General features: G+C 37.6%; 16 protein-coding genes. All 16 read left to right on the top strand.

From position 1 onward, the window contains the following. Nucleotides 1-96 precede the first annotated feature (96 nt). The 16 genes from AC6H0V_RS13115 (at nt 97) to AC6H0V_RS13040 (ending at nt 17,751) form a co-directional block, all read left to right on the top strand. Nucleotides 97-945, top strand: coding sequence for a UDP-2,3-diacylglucosamine diphosphatase (locus tag AC6H0V_RS13115; RefSeq protein ID WP_497560642.1), 849 nt, complete (start codon nt 97-99; stop codon nt 943-945). A 103-nt stretch (nt 946-1,048) separates the two neighbouring features. Continuing rightward, entirely contained in the window at nt 1,049-2,038 is a 990-nt protein-coding gene (locus tag AC6H0V_RS13110) for a glycosyltransferase family protein (RefSeq protein ID WP_497560641.1), read from the top strand. Nucleotides 2,039-2,099: 61 nt separating this feature from the next. After that, nucleotides 2,100-3,080 carry a DUF6427 family protein gene (locus tag AC6H0V_RS13105; protein WP_497560640.1) on the top strand — a complete coding sequence of 327 codons (981 nt, stop codon included), beginning with the start codon at nt 2,100-2,102 and terminating at the stop codon, nt 3,078-3,080. A gap of 90 nt (nt 3,081-3,170) precedes the next feature. Beyond that, on the top strand, nt 3,171-3,917 hold the full coding sequence (locus tag AC6H0V_RS13100) for a type III pantothenate kinase (RefSeq protein WP_497560639.1): 747 nt from the start codon (nt 3,171-3,173) through the stop codon (nt 3,915-3,917). Continuing rightward, nucleotides 3,886-5,202: a BamG family beta-barrel-assembly machinery protein gene (gene bamG / locus AC6H0V_RS13095; RefSeq protein WP_497560638.1), complete on the top strand. Its 1,317-nt coding sequence runs from the start codon at nt 3,886-3,888 to the stop codon at nt 5,200-5,202. Before AC6H0V_RS13100 ends, bamG begins: the two co-directional genes overlap by 32 nt. 2 nt (nt 5,203-5,204) lie before the next feature. Continuing rightward, a complete protein-coding gene (locus tag AC6H0V_RS13090; protein ID WP_497560637.1) occupies nt 5,205-5,774 on the top strand; it encodes a hypothetical protein in 570 nt (189 codons plus the stop codon). Nucleotides 5,775-5,900: 126 nt separating this feature from the next. Continuing rightward, on the top strand, nt 5,901-7,994 hold the full coding sequence (locus AC6H0V_RS13085; protein WP_497560636.1) for a peptidylprolyl isomerase: 2,094 nt from the start codon (nt 5,901-5,903) through the stop codon (nt 7,992-7,994). Nucleotides 7,995-8,205: 211 nt separating this feature from the next. Continuing rightward, nucleotides 8,206-8,721, top strand: a complete 516-nt coding sequence (locus AC6H0V_RS13080; RefSeq protein WP_497560635.1) for a DUF2480 family protein — start codon at nt 8,206-8,208, stop codon at nt 8,719-8,721. Between the two features lie 47 nt (nt 8,722-8,768). Further along, nucleotides 8,769-9,539, top strand: a complete 771-nt coding sequence (locus AC6H0V_RS13075; protein ID WP_497560634.1) for a DUF3108 domain-containing protein — start codon at nt 8,769-8,771, stop codon at nt 9,537-9,539. Nucleotides 9,540-9,604: 65 nt separating this feature from the next. Continuing rightward, nucleotides 9,605-10,165, top strand: a complete 561-nt coding sequence (locus tag AC6H0V_RS13070; RefSeq protein WP_497560633.1) for a DUF3109 family protein — start codon at nt 9,605-9,607, stop codon at nt 10,163-10,165. Nucleotides 10,166-10,443: 278 nt separating this feature from the next. Continuing rightward, entirely contained in the window at nt 10,444-10,986 is a 543-nt protein-coding gene (gene rfbC / locus AC6H0V_RS13065; RefSeq protein ID WP_497560632.1) for a dTDP-4-dehydrorhamnose 3,5-epimerase, read from the top strand. Then, nucleotides 10,987-11,844: a dTDP-4-dehydrorhamnose reductase gene (gene rfbD, locus AC6H0V_RS13060; protein ID WP_497560631.1), complete on the top strand. Its 858-nt coding sequence runs from the start codon at nt 10,987-10,989 to the stop codon at nt 11,842-11,844. Nucleotides 11,845-11,933: 89 nt separating this feature from the next. Beyond that, nucleotides 11,934-12,794: a glucose-1-phosphate thymidylyltransferase RfbA gene (rfbA, locus tag AC6H0V_RS13055; protein ID WP_497560630.1), complete on the top strand. Its 861-nt coding sequence runs from the start codon at nt 11,934-11,936 to the stop codon at nt 12,792-12,794. A gap of 205 nt (nt 12,795-12,999) precedes the next feature. Then, complete coding sequence (gene gmd, locus AC6H0V_RS13050; protein ID WP_497560629.1) at nt 13,000-14,136, top strand: GDP-mannose 4,6-dehydratase; 1,137 nt, start codon at nt 13,000-13,002, stop codon at nt 14,134-14,136. A 17-nt stretch (nt 14,137-14,153) separates the two neighbouring features. After that, nucleotides 14,154-16,619 (top strand): SLBB domain-containing protein, encoded by a 2,466-nt coding sequence (locus AC6H0V_RS13045; RefSeq protein WP_497560628.1) that lies wholly within the window; start codon nt 14,154-14,156, stop codon nt 16,617-16,619. 40 nt (nt 16,620-16,659) lie between these two features. Then, complete coding sequence (locus AC6H0V_RS13040) at nt 16,660-17,751, top strand: lipopolysaccharide biosynthesis protein (protein WP_497560627.1); 1,092 nt, start codon at nt 16,660-16,662, stop codon at nt 17,749-17,751. Nucleotides 17,752-17,769: the final 18 nt, after the last annotated feature.

Below are 17,769 nucleotides of genomic sequence, written 5' to 3'. Positions count from 1 at the left end.
AGTTTTAATTGGAGGTTTAGCGTTAGTTGTCTTTTTCTTTAGTCCTTTTGAGCTCACCATTGAGGAAGAAAAGGATTGATTCATTCCTGTGAGCGCATGAAACGGGAAGTTGAGTTGGTGGTGATATCCGATGTCCACTTAGGAACATACGGTTGCCATGCGGTTGAACTTTTAAAATACCTTAAAAGCATCAAACCCAAAATCATCATTCTAAACGGTGATATTATCGATATCTGGCAATTTAGCAAGCGCTATTGGCCAGAAAGCCATATGAAAATTTTGCGGAAACTGATGAAATTTATTGCAGAAGGATCCGAGGTTTTTTACTTGACAGGAAACCATGATGAATTATTAAGAAAATTTTGTGATCTCCATTTAGGTACCTTTAGGCTTCAGAATAAATTGATCTTAAATCTCGATGGAAAAAAAGCATGGTTTTTCCATGGCGATATCTTTGATGTTACCATGCAGCACTCTAAATGGTTGGCTAAATTGGGGGCCATAGGATATGATACCCTCATCATTATAAATAGCCTGGTAAATTGGTGCTTATCACTTTGTGGAAGAGAAAAGATGAGCTTCTCTAAAAAAATAAAGGCGAAATTTAAGGATGCCGTGAAATTTATTAATCGCTTTGAACAAACTGCTAGCGATTTGGCTATTTCTAAGCAATATGATTATGTGGTTTGTGGTCACATCCATCAAGCTGAAATTAAAATCATGACCAATGCGGATGGTAAGGTTATTTATCTAAACAGCGGTGATTGGGTAGAAAGCCTAACCGCTTTAGAATACGATCAGCAGCAGTGGAAAATCTTTAAATACAGTGCTAAGGATTTTGAAAGTGAGGATGTAGAAACAGGACAACTTTCGGATAGCGAAGACTTGCATAGTAAGTTAGATGTGAATGTACTTTTGGCGCAAATTAAATTAGCAATAGACTAATGTGTAAAAAAATACAGATATTAGGGCCGAATGGACTGTGGTGAGTACAATTTCTTTAAAGTCGTGCTCGTGATAGCTTCATTTCAAAAGCAATTATATCTTAATGAAAATACTTTACGCAATACAAGGTACAGGGAATGGGCATATCAGTAGGGCAAGAGAAATCGTACCACTATTGCAGCAACATGGTGATTTAGATATTTTGATATCTGGTACCCAGGCTGATGTTAATTTGGTGCAAGACGTAAAGTATAAGCTCCACGGCTTCAGTTTCGTTTTTGGCAAAAAGGGAGGGGTAGATCATTTTAAAACCTGGCGGGACATGAATTTATTTCGCTTTAGGTCCGATATGTCAAGTGTTCCATTAAGAGATTATGACCTTATCATCAATGATTTTGAGCCTGTTACCGCATGGGCCTGTCGCAGCTTGAAATTAGAAAGCGTTTCTTTAAGCCATCAAGCTTCTTTCAAATCCAACAAAGTTCCACGCCCTAAAACCATCGATTGGGGAAAGCTGATTTTGAGCCATTATGCCCCTACAACGCACCATATTGGCTTCCATTTCGAAAAATACGATGATTTTATTCATACTCCCGTAATCAGAGCAGAAATCAGAAACTTAACACCAACAAATTTAGGCCACTATACTGTATATCTTCCGGCAATTGATGATAAACACCTGGTAAAAGTCTTGCAACAGTTGCCAACCGTTAAATGGGAGGTTTTTTCTAAGCATACAACAAAAAGTTATAGTGCAGGAAATGTAGTAGTTGCCCCAGTTAATAATGAGGCCTTCAATAAGAGTTTGGCAAGTAGCGAAGGGCTGTTTACTGGTGGAGGTTTTGAAGGCCCTGCTGAAGCTTTGTTCTTGGGCAAGAAACTATTGGTTGCACCTATGAGGTTCCAATACGAGCAACAATGTAATGCCTATGCATTAAAGAAACTAGGTTTGCCCGTAATTTGGGGGAGCAATAAAAATTGGTTGCCCATCTTAAAATCATTTATAAATAATCCCCAAGAACATCAATTTCATTTTCCTGATGAAACGGAGGCGATCATCGCCAATATGGTGACTATGTATGCTCGGCAGTAGACTTACGAGATCTTAAGCTTCGTAAGTCTCTAATTAATTCTTTACTTTGCATCAGCAAGACATGATCAATCAATTTCGAAACCTAAATCCGGTTAACCTTTTAATATTGGCGGCATATACCGTATTTATGCGGCTTGCTATTTTTATAAATGAGACCCCAAAACTAGATTTCGAATTCTTCGAATCGTATACCAAACTGTTTATCCGGATACCCCTTTCTGATTCTATATCAACAGAGGCGAACCTGTTTTTTGCAATGATCATTGTGTTTAGTCAGGCCATTTTATTTAATAGGATCATTAACAATCATGGGTTATTAGCAAAACCAAGTTATTTGCCCGCATTACTCTATATTACAGGTTCTGGATTATTTCTGCAGTTTTTGATTCTAAGTCCGCCTTTGATCTGTAACTTTCTGTTGATCTGGATCATGGATAAGTTTCTAAAGATTGGAAAAAGCCCAAACGCAATGATGACGATGTTCGATATAGGCATGATCATCGCCCTTGGCACCTTGATCTACTTTCCCTTTATCGTGTTATTGGTGATGCTATGGTTAAGTTTATTGCTTTACCGATCATTTAACTGGAGGGAATGGATCTCGGGTTTTATAGGATTCCTCACCATTTTCTTTTTTATTGCCGTGTTTTATTACTGGAACAACAACATAACCCAATTCTACCAGATATGGCTTCCTTTGGTAAATAAGTTTCCTTCAAGGCTTCAAATTAACTTTAACGATTATTTGGTGCTTATCCCGGTAGCCTTGATCATAATCCTGGCCGGCCTACAGCTTAGGGAAAACTTTTTTAGGAGTTTTATACAGACCAGAAAGGCATTTCAAATGCTGTTTTTCATGTTTATTATTGCCGTCCTTAGCTTTTATACCAAGCCTGGTTTTAGGCTGTTTCATTTTTTATTGTGCGTTCCCCCAGGAGCAGTGCTTTTAGCCTATTATTTTTCCAATGCAAAGAAAAGGTGGGTTTACGAATCGTTATTCGCTGTTTTGGTTCTTAGCATCCAGTATTTTTTGTTTGTTTAACCTTTTTTAACAATTTCACACCTTGAAACTTGGTAAAGATTAATAGCTTTGTGCCGTGAAGTTTGGGGTAGTACCTTTTGATTATAGTAAATGCATAATCTGGTCATAGATATAGGGAACACAAATAGTAAGCTTGGCGTATTTAATAAGCGAGATTTGGTTCATTATCAGCGTGTAAAACAAATAGATCTGGTAGAAATAGGGCTTTTAATTGAAAGATTTCAAATTCAAAATGCTACTGTATCAAGTGTTGGAATAGCGATAGATAAGTTAGGCGATTTTTTAAAAAAGTCTGTTAACTATATCCCGTTTACTACTGCGGTTAAGGGCAAGATTAACAATTATTACGAAACCTTGAGCACACTTGGCCTAGATAGATGGGCAAAAGTTATTGGCGCACATAGCTTATTCACAGGCCAAAATAGTTTGTTGATAGACGCAGGCACCTGTATAACTTATGATGTGCTTACCGCAAACAACGAATACTTTGGAGGAAGTATAAGCTTAGGAATAAAAATGCGATTTGAAGCTTTAAACCATTTTACTGGAAGACTGCCCCTGGTAAATTGGAAGGCTGACGACCAAATCCCAGAAGGTACAACTACTGAAAATGCCATTAAAAACGGTGTATTGCAGGGAATGGTAAACGAAGTGGAGGGTTTTATAGCCTCAGAGAGTAAAAAAAATAAAGACCTTAATGTGGTCATTACCGGGGGCGATGCAGATTTTTTGAACAACCAATTAAAAAACAGCATCTTTGCATCCCAAATTATACACGAACCCTATTTGGTTCTTAAAGGATTAAATGAAGTTATTACATTACACTATGTACAATAGATTAAAATACACTCTTGCCGTTTGCCTAGTGCTTATCAGCGTAATCGCAAATGCACAAGTTACCACCCAATCACCCTATTCTAAATTTGGAATTGGGAATATAACAGGGTCCAACCTTCCTCAGTTTAGGGCTATGGGTGGAATAGCTACAGGTGTATTTAGAACAAATTATTTTAATAATATCAATATTCAAAATCCTGCATCTTATTCAGGGATTACGCTTACAACGTTGGATATAGGTTTAACCGCGGGGCTTACCCAGTTAAAAAATAGCACGGAAACAGAAAAGAGCTTTAACTCTACGTTAAGCCATGTAGCTTTGGCCTTTCCTCTAATTACCAACAAGATGGGCCTAAGTTTTGGAGTGTTGCCCTATTCTGAACTTGGTTATAGTTTTAAAAATACAGTAAATATTGGTTCTAAAACGGCCGATTATAAATATACAGGCGAAGGTGGTTTAACCAAGGCCTATTTAGGCTTGGGCAGACAGTTTGGTGATCATTTCAGGATTGGTGCTAATGCCGAATACTTATTTGGTAATCTATCCGAATCCCGATCTACAGAATTTGTAGCCGAGCCAGGGGCGATCAATTCTCGTATGCAGGCTAAGAATAGCGTAGGTGGATTTGCATTTTCTTATGGTGCCCAATATGATTTTAGATTGGACAATAAAACTACACTGGTTCTAGGCTATTCGGGTTCTTCGGCATCTAAAATAAATTCTAAAAAGAGCCAGGTAGTAACCCAATACTTAAATGAAGCCGATGGTAGTGAAGGGACTGCATTAGATACTGTTTCGTTGGTAGAAAATAATCCCACAAATCTTAAATTACCGTTAATCCATAGTTTTGGGTTTAGCATTCAAAAAGAAAATAAATGGTTAATTGGTGTTGATTACCGGATGGGAAAATGGTCTGATTTTACTATTGACCATGTTAACCAAGGATTACAAGACACTTATGGAGTTTCTGTAGGTGGACAAATTACTCCAGATATCACCTCAATCAATAACTACTTTAAAAGAGTAGATTATCGAGTAGGCTTTAACTACGATAAAACGTATATTCAAATGAACAAGCAGGATATCAAACAAATGGCCGTTTCATTGGGCTTAGGTTTGCCGCTATCTTCATACTCAAGGTCATCATTCTATAAAGTTAACTTTACTGCAGAATTAGGTAGAAGAGGGACTATCGATAATGGGTTATTGTTAGAAAAATTTGTCAATTTCCATTTAGGTTTTACACTTAACGACAAGTGGTTTAGCCGATTTAAATTTGATTAATAATGCGGTCGGGTAGTAGATCTGGCTTCCTTTTTCTCGCAACGGTACTGTTGTTCTCTTCTGCATGCAATGACGATGACCTGCAAAATGCACCATCCATTTCTTCCAAACAGATAACTTTAAGCAAGGATCGATCGTATGATGTTGAGTTTACTTACAGTGATTCGGCAAAGGTAAAAGCAAAAGCCTTTGCGCCTATCCTAGATAAGGTGGTTCCCTCTCAGGGAGGATCTTACAATGAAATGCCCAAAGGTGTGAAAATCACGTTTTTCAACGATCTTTTACAGAGCAAGGGAACCATAACTTCCAATTACGCCATTAATAAGGAGGTAGAAAAAATAACCATTTTCAAAAGAAACGTAGTTGTAATTACAGAAACCATCACTTTTACAACAGAAGAACTAACCTGGGACGAAAATAAACGGTTGTATTCTTCGCCCTATGGCACAGTTACCTCAAAAGATGGAAGTGTTTTAACTGGTACCGAATTTACTGCACCCCAAGATTTTAGTACTTATAAAATTCTTGATGCCGGTGGAAAGACCTATTTAAAGGATAAATTGGTACCGTGATTTAGACTTAGGAAGTCTTAAGACTTCCTAAGTCTGGAAAATTAATTTAATGTTTTCTAATTACTTGCAAATTTGTATCTTGCGCCCTCTTAAAAAAAAATAAAAAATAAGAATAATATGGGATTAATGACATTCATGCGTACCAAGATGGGGTATTTTCTAGTAGGAGGTATCGCATTGGTATTAGCATTATTTGTTTTAGAACCGCTGCTTACGCAAGGTTCGGCATTTTGGGGTGCTTCAAGAGACACAGTTGGCTCTATTGATGGAGAGGAAGTTAAGTATACTGAATTTAATCCTAAAGTAGAACAAAGCGTAAATCAATACAAGCAGCAATACGGTACAATCAATCCGCAGATGCAGGCAATGGCTGTTGACCAAGCTTGGCAATCAGAAATTGCGCAGGTTGTTTTAACCAAAGAATTTGGACGAGTAGGTTTAATCGTTTCTGGCAATGAATTGTATGATCTTGTTAATGGAACTAATCCAAGTCAATTGATCATGCAAAATTTTACTAACCAACAAACCGGTCAGTTAGATCGCGCCGCATTGGTTGGGTCGTTAAAAGCTAGGCAAACAGATCCTAAGTTGAAACAAAGCTGGATTAATCTAGAGAATCAGATCGAACAACAAGCTTTGCAACAAAAATATGATAGGCTTATCCGCAACTCTGTGTATGTAACGTCTTTAGAGGCTAGTGACGAATATAACAATAGAAATAAACTGGTTAATTTCAGATATGTTAACCTAGATTATAGCAGTATCTTGGATAAAGACGTGAAGTTAACCGATGCCGACTATCAAGAATATTATGATGCTAATAAAGCACGTTTTAATAATCCAACCGAGACCCGAGGTTTCGAGTACGTTTCATTTAATGTGAAGCCAACAGCTGCGGATACAGCAGTGGTAAAAAACCAAATTGATAAACTTGCTGCCGATTTTAAGGTTGCACCCAATGATTCGTTATTTGCCGCAAACAATTCGGACGTTAAAATTCCTTTTATCTTCGTAGGTAAAGGAAAATTAGATGCTGCCGTTGATTCGGTAATCTTTAACTATCCAGCTGGAAGTTACTACGGACCAGTACTATCGGGAAACTCTTTTAAATTAATTAAGGTTGTTGCTACCCGTTTCTCACCTGATTCGGTAAAAGCTAGCCAAATTGTAATCGACCCCTCTAAACTGGGTGGCGAGGAAAATGCCGTTAAATTAGCGGATTCGATTAAGTCGTTAACCCAAGGCGGAGCAAACTTTGCAGAATTAGCTAAAAAATATAGCGCTGATCCTGCTTCAAGTGCAAAAGGAGGTGATGTAGGTACTTTTGATCGCTATGCGCAATTTCCCCAAGAGTTTATAGATGCCACATTTGGTGGGAAAACCGGTGATGTTAAAGTTGTTAAAACTCAATATGGCATATTTATAGTCAAGATCGATAAGCAAATCGGTTCTTCTAAAGTTGCTAAACTAGCTTATATCGAGAAATCACTAGCGGCAAGTGAAAAAACTACCGATGCGGCCTATAAAAAAGCATCAGAGTTTTTAAATGAGGCTAAATCAGGTAATTTCAATGATGTGGCGCAGAAAAAGGGATATACAGTAGCAGTAGCTGATAAAGTGACGCCAACACAAGGTTTTGCCCCCGGTTTAGATAATCCACGCTTACTAATTAGAGATGCATACGAAGCAGATAAGGGAGATGTGCTTGGCCAAATCTATAAAATGGAAAATAATACTTTTGTAGTTGCACATTTAACCGATATCAAACCAAAAGGACAACTTTCACTAGAAGATGTTAAAAAGCAGATCCAACCAGCAGTAATGAATGCTGCAAAAGCAAAACTATTGTTGGCTAAATTTGATAAAGCGTTACAGGGCAGTTCAAACTTAGCACAGGTTGCACAAAAATTGGGAAAAGCTCCAGCTCCAGTTCAAAACATTGTCTTTTCAAACCCGATGATCCCAGGTTTAGCCCAAGAGAATAAAGTAGTAGGGGCAGTGTTTGGCTCGCAGGTTGGGAAATTATCGAAACCAGTTGAAGGTGATAAAGGAGTGTATGTTTTTACCGTTGATGGATTTACAAACCCAGCGCCAATGGCAAATACTTTTAAACAAAAAGAAACCATGTTAACTGGGATAGGCCAACGTTTGTTTGGTTCAGCATTCCAAACCCTACAAGAAAAAATTGAAATTAAAGATAACAGAGTGAAATTTTACTAGATTATACTATGATTAATAAGATTATAGGATTTTAGGATTAGTACTACATAACATCGTATAATCTGGTTTCCTATTAATCCTGGTATCCTATAATCCTAGTCGTGTAATCCTAGTATCATGTAATCCTGGCATACTATTAATCCTAGTATCTTTTATGTAATTTTGTAACCGATCAGATTTTATATTTGATCGGTTTTTTATTTAATAAACCATGGACATTCAAGAGAATATCGTTAATAAAGTAGCTTCGAGTGGTTTAATTACTTTAAATCTAGAAGAGTATTTCCACAAAGGAGAACGCTTAGTGTATGATATAAAAGACAATTTATTTCATGGACTCATTTTAAAAGAACAAGATTTTAGGGCATTCATCAAAGAGCATGATTGGGCCCAGTACGTGGGTAAAAATATTGCGATTACCTGCAGCGCTGATGCCATTGTGCCTACCTGGGCCTATATGCTGCTAGCAAACAGAATGAAGCCTTTTGCTAATGAGGTTGTTTTTGGCGACTTAAATATGCTAGAAACCGTGTTATATACAAAAGCATTAGCTAAGATCAACATTAACCAATATGCTGGTGAAAGGGTGGTTATTAAAGGCTGCGCGGACCTAGAAGTGCCTATTTCTGCCTATGTTGAAATTACCGCACTCTTAACGCCTATGGTTAAGAGTATCATGTATGGTGAGCCCTGTTCTACCGTTCCAATCTACAAAAGAAAGGACTAAACAATTTTGGATTACTTTTTGTTTGCTCTAATCCAAAACACACACAAATGAAAAAATTAACACTGTTATTCACTATTCTTGCAATGGGCCTTAGGGGTTTTGCGCAAGAACTTCCGTTAAAGAGGGATCCCATATTCCAAGAAGGAGAGGTTCTTTCTTACAAATTAAAATACGGGATTTTCACTGCCGCTGAAGCAACTATCAAAGTGTTGGGATCTGATCTGAAATTTGATAACAAACCCACTTATAGACTAGTAGTGGATGCTCAAACATCAGGTACCTTCGATATCTTTTATAAAGTGAGGGACCATTATGATTCTTATATAGATAGAACCGATCTAACCCCTTATTTTTATCAGGAAAATATCCGCGAAGCCAGTTATCGCCGCCAGGACAAAGCAAGGTTTCATCAGGATGCCAAAAAAGTGGTAGCCAATAAGGGAACTTTTACTACGCCTACAACACAAACCTTCGATCTTGTTTCGGCCTATTATTTTGCAAGAAGCTTGGATATCTCTAAATTGAAAATAGGTGATAAATTTAAGCTTAACTATTTCTTGGGGGATGAAATTTCGGCCTTAGAAATAGAATATGTAGGTAAAGAAACAATAAACAGCAAACTGGGGAAGATAAGATGTCTGAAATTTAGCCCTTCCATTAAACCCGGGCGCATCTTTAAAAAAGATAGCAAGCTTTTTTTATGGATAACAGACGACGGAAATAGAGTTCCAGTTAAAGCGGAAGTAGAGATTTTGGTAGGTTCCGTTATTCTAGAAATTAAATCAGCAGATGGATTAAAGTATCCGATCGGCAAATAAAATTAGCGGAGGACAAAGAGCATGGAGTAATTCAATGCTCCATGCCCCATGCCCCATGCAAAAATATGATAGAAATACAAGGAACTTTAGTGCATGATGATGTGATTAGCGAAAGCTTTGTATGCAATTTGAGCAAATGCAAAGGAATCTGTTGCGTTGAAGGTGATGCGGGTGCACCCTTGGAAGTTGCCGAAACCGCAATTCTTGCAGAGCTTTACCCTAAAATTAAACATTTGCTTGCTCCAAATGGGATTAAGGCTATTGAAGAGCAAGGCACATCAGTAGTTGATGCCGACGGCGACTTGACCACGCCTTGTGTTGATGGCAATAAAGAGTGTGCCTATGTTACTTTCGAAAACGGTATTACTAAATGTGCTATCGAAAAGGCATATGAACAGGGTTTAGTAGATTGGAAGAAACCCATATCGTGCCATCTATATCCTATAAGGGTAACCAAATATCCTGAATTCGATGTGCTTAATTACGATAGATGGTATATCTGCCATGATGCCTGTTCCTTTGGAAGGGAACTGAAAGTACCTGTTTACCAATTCTTAAAAGAGCCCCTAATTAGAAAATATGGACTGGAATGGTATACTGAATTAGAAAATAGTGTCAAAATTTAGCTTTAATATTGGTAAAGTCGTATACTAAGGCCACTAAATGTCATGTCCTTGCATCTTTAATTATTCTCCCGTATTTTAGCAAACTTTTGAATGGAAGGATGATCAGTTGGTATCCTAAATAAGGAATAAAAATACGTTATCCTTAACTAATTGGTACCGTATAAAAATTATAGTTTATGCCATAGGTTTTGCCAAATGCAAAAGAATAGACTGTTACACCATTCAATTTAATGTGAGCTACCTTAAAATTATCCAACTAATTTAATACGTAATACCTAATGGAAATACACCAAACAAAACTAAAGGATTGTTTAATTATTAAACCTAGTTTATTTAAAGACGAAAGGGGATTTTTTTTTGAAAGCTTTAACCGGCTAACTTTTGAGGATAGAACTGGGCTTTCTGGAAATTTTGTACAAGATAATCAATCATTTTCGACCTATGGGGTAATCAGGGGCCTGCACGCACAAGTAGGGGAATTTGCACAGGCCAAACTCGTTCGGGTATTAAGTGGTAGTGTACTAGACGTAGCCGTAGATGCCAGAAAAGGCTCGCCAACTTACGGACAACATGTGGCAGTAGAACTTAGCGCCGAAAATAAATTGCAGATGTACATTCCACGTGGTTTTTTACATGGCTTCGCTGTATTGAGTGAAACCGCAGATTTTTTTTATAAATGCGATAATTATTACCATAAAGAAGCAGAACAAGGTATTATTTATAATGATGCTGAACTAAATATAGATTGGTTAATCCCTAAAGAAAAGCAACAGTTAGCCCCAAAGGATATGAGTTTAAATCTTTTTTCATCATTATTGTAAATGAGCAAGATATTAGTTGTTGGTGCTGCTGGTCAATTAGGTCAATGCCTAAAAGCTGTAGGAAGTTTCAAAAAAATAAGTTCACTGGTTTTCCCTTCAGAGGAGGAAGCCAATATCCTAGACGCCACACTGCTGGATGCCCTATTAAAGGCCGAACAACCTGATTATGTAATCAATTGTGCGGCGTATACAGCCGTTGATAAGGCCGAAGATGAAATAACGTTAGCTAAAGCGATCAATGAAACCGGTGCAATCAATCTTGCAACGGCTTGCACTGCCAATGGTGCAATACTGATCCATATTTCTACAGACTTTGTGTTTGAGGGCAATGAAGTAAAATTATTAACCGAAGAGGATCTACCCGGCCCAATAAACGTATATGGACAAACCAAACTGGCCGGAGAGTTAGGAATTGCGAACTGCTTAACAAGATATTTTATTATACGCACTAGTTGGCTGTATTCAGAATTTGCAAATAACTTTGTGATAACCATGTTGAAGCTAGGTGCTGACCGAGATCAATTAAATGTAATAGCCGATCAAGTAGGTACACCCACCTATGCTATAGACTTGGCACATGCCATTTTTGATATCATTGAATCAAAAAAAGAAAGCTATGGACTTTATCACTATAGCAATGAAGGGGTCACATCATGGTTCGATTTTGCTCAGGCAATATTTGAAATAAGCCAAACTTCAGTAAAAGTAAACCCTATACCAGGAAGCGATTATCCCACAAAAGCGAAACGACCCGCATTCTCAGTAATGGATAAAAGCAAGATAAAACGTACTTTTAATTTAACGATTCCCTATTGGAGAAATAGTTTGCAAGAATGCATCTCTAGAATAAAACCATAATTTAATGAGGGAGCTCGTTAATAGCTTAACATCTCTAAACCAAACCAATCAAATTACATAATAACTCACCAATTAACCAACTCATCATTATGAAAGGAATAATATTAGCAGGCGGTAGCGGAACACGTTTACATCCATTAACCTTGGCATGTAGTAAGCAAATGATGCCAGTTTATGATAAACCGATGATCTATTATCCCTTATCTACTTTAATGCTAGCTGGGATTAAAGAAGTTTTAATTATTTCTACGCCCCATGATTTGCCTAACTTCGAAAAACTGCTCGGCGATGGATCAAGTTTGGGCTGTAAATTTTCTTATGCAGTACAGGCAGAGCCTAATGGCCTTGCTCAAGCATTTGTGATTGGTAGTGATTTTATCGGCAATGATAAAGTGGCGTTGGTTTTAGGAGATAATATTTTTCATGGCGATGGTATTGCGAGATTGCTTCAAGGTAGTTCAGACCCAGATGGGGGTATTGTATTTGCCTATCAAGTTTCAGACCCCGAAAGGTATGGCGTAGTAGAGTTTGATGAAGATAAAAATGTGATTTCAATTGAAGAAAAACCAAGCGTTCCAAAATCAGATTTCGCTGTTCCCGGTTTATATTTTTACGATAATTCTGTAGTGGAAATTGCAAAACGGATTAAGCCATCACCTCGTGGCGAATTTGAAATTACAGACATAAATAAGGAATATCTAAAACAGGGTAAACTTAAAGTAGGTGTTTTAAGCAGAGGAACTGCCTGGCTAGATACTGGGACTTTTACCTCACTAATGCAGGCCGGCCAATTTGTTCAGATTATTGAAGAACGCCAGGGGCTTAAAATTGGGTGTATTGAAGAAATAGCCTACCGCATGGGATTTATTTCGGATGAACAATTAAAGCAGATCGCCCTTCCCTTAGTAAAAAGTGGATATGGTGATTACCTATTAAAAATAATCCGATAACAGATTCTGCTTATTCTCTGGTATTCTTACCCGGATTGGAGCCACTTTGCTAAATGTCATCATGCTCAATTTGTGAAAATCAATACTCAGAATGCATGATTTTAAGCCGGTTGCTTTTTAGGATTTAATCCTTCGGTATGTTTAATATAACAATAGGCAAAAAATATTTCTTATGTTTGCAAGCTTAAAACGTCATTAAAAATCTATGAAAGTTGCCCTTATTACAGGTGTTACAGGTCAAGACGGCGCTTATTTAGCAGAGTTTTTGCTTAAGAAAGGTTATTTTGTTCACGGCATCAAAAGAAGATCATCCCTGTTTAACACAGATCGGATTGATCATTTGTATCAAGATCAACACGAAAGTAATGTACATTTTAAGCTTCACTATGGCGATTTAACGGATTCTACTAATTTGATCCGCATTATTCAGGAAACACAACCTGATGAAATTTACAACCTAGCGGCAATGAGCCATGTGCAGGTAAGCTTTGAAATGCCAGAATATACTGCTAACGCAGATGGAATTGGAACATTACGGTTATTGGAGGCCGTGAGGGTATTAGGCTTGGCTAAAAAAACCAAAATTTATCAAGCTTCCACTTCAGAATTGTATGGGCTAGTTCAAGCGGTGCCACAAAGTGAGTCTACGCCATTCTATCCCCGTTCTCCGTATGCAGTAGCTAAAATTTATGGCTATTGGATTACGGTAAATTATAGGGAAGCCTATGGCATGTTTGCTTGCAATGGTATCTTATTTAATCATGAAAGCCCATTAAGGGGAGAAACTTTTGTAACCCGTAAAATTACACGTGCAGCCTCTAAAATTGCACTTGGACTTCAAAATTGCTTATACCTTGGCAATCTCTCTGCGCAGAGGGATTGGGGACACGCTAAAGATTATATTGAAGCCATGTGGCTCATATTGCAACAGGAAAAACCAGAAGACTTTGTAATTGCCACAGGTATTACTACCACCGTGCGAGATTTTGTGCGCATGAGCTTTGCGGAACTGGGCATAGAAATTGAATTTTCAGGAAAAGATGAAAATGAGAAGGGAGTAATCATTGATATTGATGAAATCAAGGTCAGCAATTTAGGCCTTAGCGCCCAACATCTTAAATTAGGCATGACCGTGGTTAAGGTTGACGCTAAATATTTTAGGCCCACAGAAGTAGATCTGCTCTTAGGAGATCCAACAAAGTCAAAAACCCAATTGGGATGGCAACCTAAATATGATTTGCAAGCATTAGTTAAAGATATGATGCAATCAGATTTACATTTGATGAAAAAAGATGAATATTTGAAAATTGGTGGTTTTAAAACACTAAACTACTTTGAATAGCCCAAGGCTAGAGATATATGAAAAAAACAATAGGTCGATTATTTGCAATTATATTAATACTCATTAGCTTCAACAGCGTAGTCTTAGCACAGCAGAATTACGCTAACATTAAAGTTGATGAACTTTCCGATTCAAGAATTTTAGAAATCATTAAACAGGCAGAATCAATAGGATTTACTAGTGATGCCCAGTTAGAACAAATGGCACTTGCTCGGGGAATGAAACCTGAAGAGGTACAAAAATTTAGATTGCGTGTAGAAAAGATCAGAAAAGAAGGTTCAACTACCACTTCCCAAACAACTCCTGCTAATAACGCGCGTGAATATAAGGAGGAATCCAATTCCACTACATCAACCACAGATACTAAAGAAAAGGTGGAGGGGCCTAAGATTTTCGGTTCCGAACTATTTCGCAATAGCAATATCACATTCGAGCCCAACTTACGTATTGCAACACCAACAGGATATATAATTGGTCCAGATGATAAGCTGGTTATCGATATAACTGGCGACAATGAAAAAAGTTATAACCTCCAGGTAAGTCCGGAAGGAACAATTAATGTTGAATATGTGGGCAGAATTTCTGTCGGCGGATTAAGTGTTGAACAGGCCACTTCTAAAATCCGTTCATTGATGGCAGCAACCTATCCCGCTCTGCGTACCGGACGTACAAATGTAGCGATCAACCTCGGTAATATCAGAAGCATTAAGGTAACCATTACAGGCCAGGTGGTTAAATCAGGAACCTACACTATATCATCATTGTCTACTGTTTATAATGCATTACATGCATCTGGTGGCCCCTCTGAAAATGGATCCTTTCGTAATATCCAAGTAATCAGAAATGGCAAAGTGATTTCGACAATTGATGTTTATGATTTCATTTCAAAAGGTATCCAAAAGAATGACATCCGATTACAAGATCAAGATGTGATCTACATCCCGGTATTCGAAAAACGAATCGAAATGCAGGGCGAAGTAATAGAACCAGCATTATTTGAGGTAAAGCGAAACGAAACGCTTCAAAATGCTATCGGCTTTGCTGGGGGATTTACCACTAAGGCTTATACAGCTCAAATTAAAAGTTTCCAGAATACAGATAGAGAGCGTCGAATCGTTGACATACCCTCGTCACTATTTAATAGTTATACTCCAAAAAACGGGGATGTGTATCTTGTTGAGCCAATCCTTGAACGTTTTGAAAACCGGGTAGAAATTATAGGTGCAGTTTTCAGACCGGGCCAATACGAACTAGATAAGGGTTTGACCCTAAGAACCTTAATTAATAAAGCTGCTGGGTTAAAGGAAGATGCCTTTTTAAATAGAGGATATATCAATCGTTTAAATGCCAATAATACGGCCAATTTATTATCATTTGATGTAGCCAAATTAATGGCAGGCACCATCCCTGATATTCCCTTGCAGCGAGAAGATAAGGTTACCATATCATCCATATTTGATTTGCGTGACGAATATAAGGTAACTATTCAAGGTGAAGTAAGAAGTCCAGGTATTTTTAACTATGCTGATAATATGAGCTTGGAATCAATTATTCAACTAGCTGGGGGATTTAAAGAAGGGGCAACACCCAATAGGATTGAAATTGCAAGAAGGATTAAGAATAGTGATGTGAATTCTGCTTCGGCAAGCACTGCTGAGGTTATTATTGTAAATGTTGACGAAAATCTTAGAATTATCGGTGCACCTGTTAACTTAAAACCATTTGATGTCGTTTCCGTACGTAATTCTGAAGGGTATCAAATACAAAAGCAAGTATTTATTGAAGGAGAAGTAGTTTTCCCTGGACCATATACCCTTACCAAAAAGAATGAAAGAATTTCTGAAATAATTGCACGAGCGGGGGGATTAACGCCTCTTGCCTATACGGATGGCGCTTCATTAAAACGTCCAGGAGCAGAAAAAATCAACCCAAATGACAAGAATGCTATTAATACTAGCGACGAGGAGAAGAAGAAAATACAGATCCTTAAACGATTGAAAGAATCCGGAGCAACAGACACCACCTCCACAGATATAGAAGAAACACTGATACAATCTGATTTAGTTGGGATTAACCTTACAGCTATTCTAAAAAAGCCATTGTCTAATCGTGATCTTATTTTGGAAGATGGGGATATCATTCGTATTCCACGCCAGCTGCAGGTTGTAAAAGTAACTGGTGAAGTTTTAAATCCAAATAGCATTGTTTATTTGCCTGGAAAAGGGTTCAAAGATTATGTGAATGGAGCGGGCGGATTTACGGACAAAGCGCTTAAGAACAAAGCCTTTATCAGATACGCAAATGGAAGCGCCGCCGCGGCAAAAAAGTTTTTATTCTTTAATAATTATCCAAAGGTTAAACCAGGTGCAGAAATACTGGTTCCCCAAAGAGCAAACAGAGAACCTTTGAATGCCCAGGCATGGATTGGAATTGGAACGGCTATCGCGTCATTAGGTGCAATCCTTGTTTCCCTATTACGATAATTGGCAATAATTAAATTAAGCTTGTATCTAAGACAATTTTATGGAAAAAGACACAGAGACCCTTCCAAATAATGAAAGGGCTTCACTTAAGGATTTTATATTAGCCCTGGTTAAATGGTATAGGTACCTGCTATCAAAATGGTTAATTATTCTTTTCGCAGGCTTAGTGGGAGGCGCATTAGGCTTTACCTATTCGGTATTAAAAAAAGTAAAATATGTAGCAACAACTACCTTTGTTTTAGAAGAGGATAAGTCTTCAGGAGGTGGTGCACTGGCTTCATTAGGTGGGATCGCTTCAATGGCAGGTCTTGATATAGGCGGTGGTGGAGGGATTTTTCAGGGAGATAATATTATTGAGCTGTATAAATCACGTACCATGATTAAGAATACATTACTATCGTATTCAACTTTTAATAATAAAAGGCAACTTTTAATTGATCGGTACATAGAAACTAATAAGCTCAGAGAAAAATGGGATAGTAAGCCATCCTTAAAAAATATCAATTTTACCGATAGCGCTAAATTCGGTATCAGCCAAGATAGTTTAATTGGAGAAATAGTTAAAGAAATTAACCTGAATTACCTCAAAGTTGGTAAGCCCGATAAAAAATTAAGCATCATAAAAGTCGAGTTTACGTATAAGGACGAGTTATTTGCGAAGGCATTTACGGATCAAATTGTTCAAACCGTAAATAATTTCTATGTGATTACCAAAACTAAAAAATCGCAATCCAATGTAGATATTTTAGAAAAGCAGGCAGATTCGGTTAGGAGAATTATGTACGGAGCAATTTCTAAATCGGCCTCAACCTTGGATGCAACTCCAAATTTAAATCCTACTCGCCAATCATTACGAACACCCGTTCAAAAATCACAATTTAATGCCGAAACAAACAAGGCAGTATTAGGCGAGTTAGTTAAAAATTTAGAACTCTCAAAAGTTGCACTACGTAAAGAAACGCCCCTGATCCAAGTAGTAGATACTCCGGTACTGCCCTTAGAAAAAGACCGAGTGGGCAAAGCCACTGGAATAGTTATCGGTGGTATTATTGCCGGACTATTAACAGTTATAGTTATTGTGGTGAGGAAATTCTTAAAACAGATCTTATCAGACGATTACGTACATTCCTAAACATCAATTCAGTAAATA

Source organism: Pedobacter sp. NO84 (assembly GCF_059703915.1).
The sequence above is the reverse complement of the archived record's forward strand: the minus strand, read 5'-3'. Positions and strand labels throughout refer to the sequence as shown.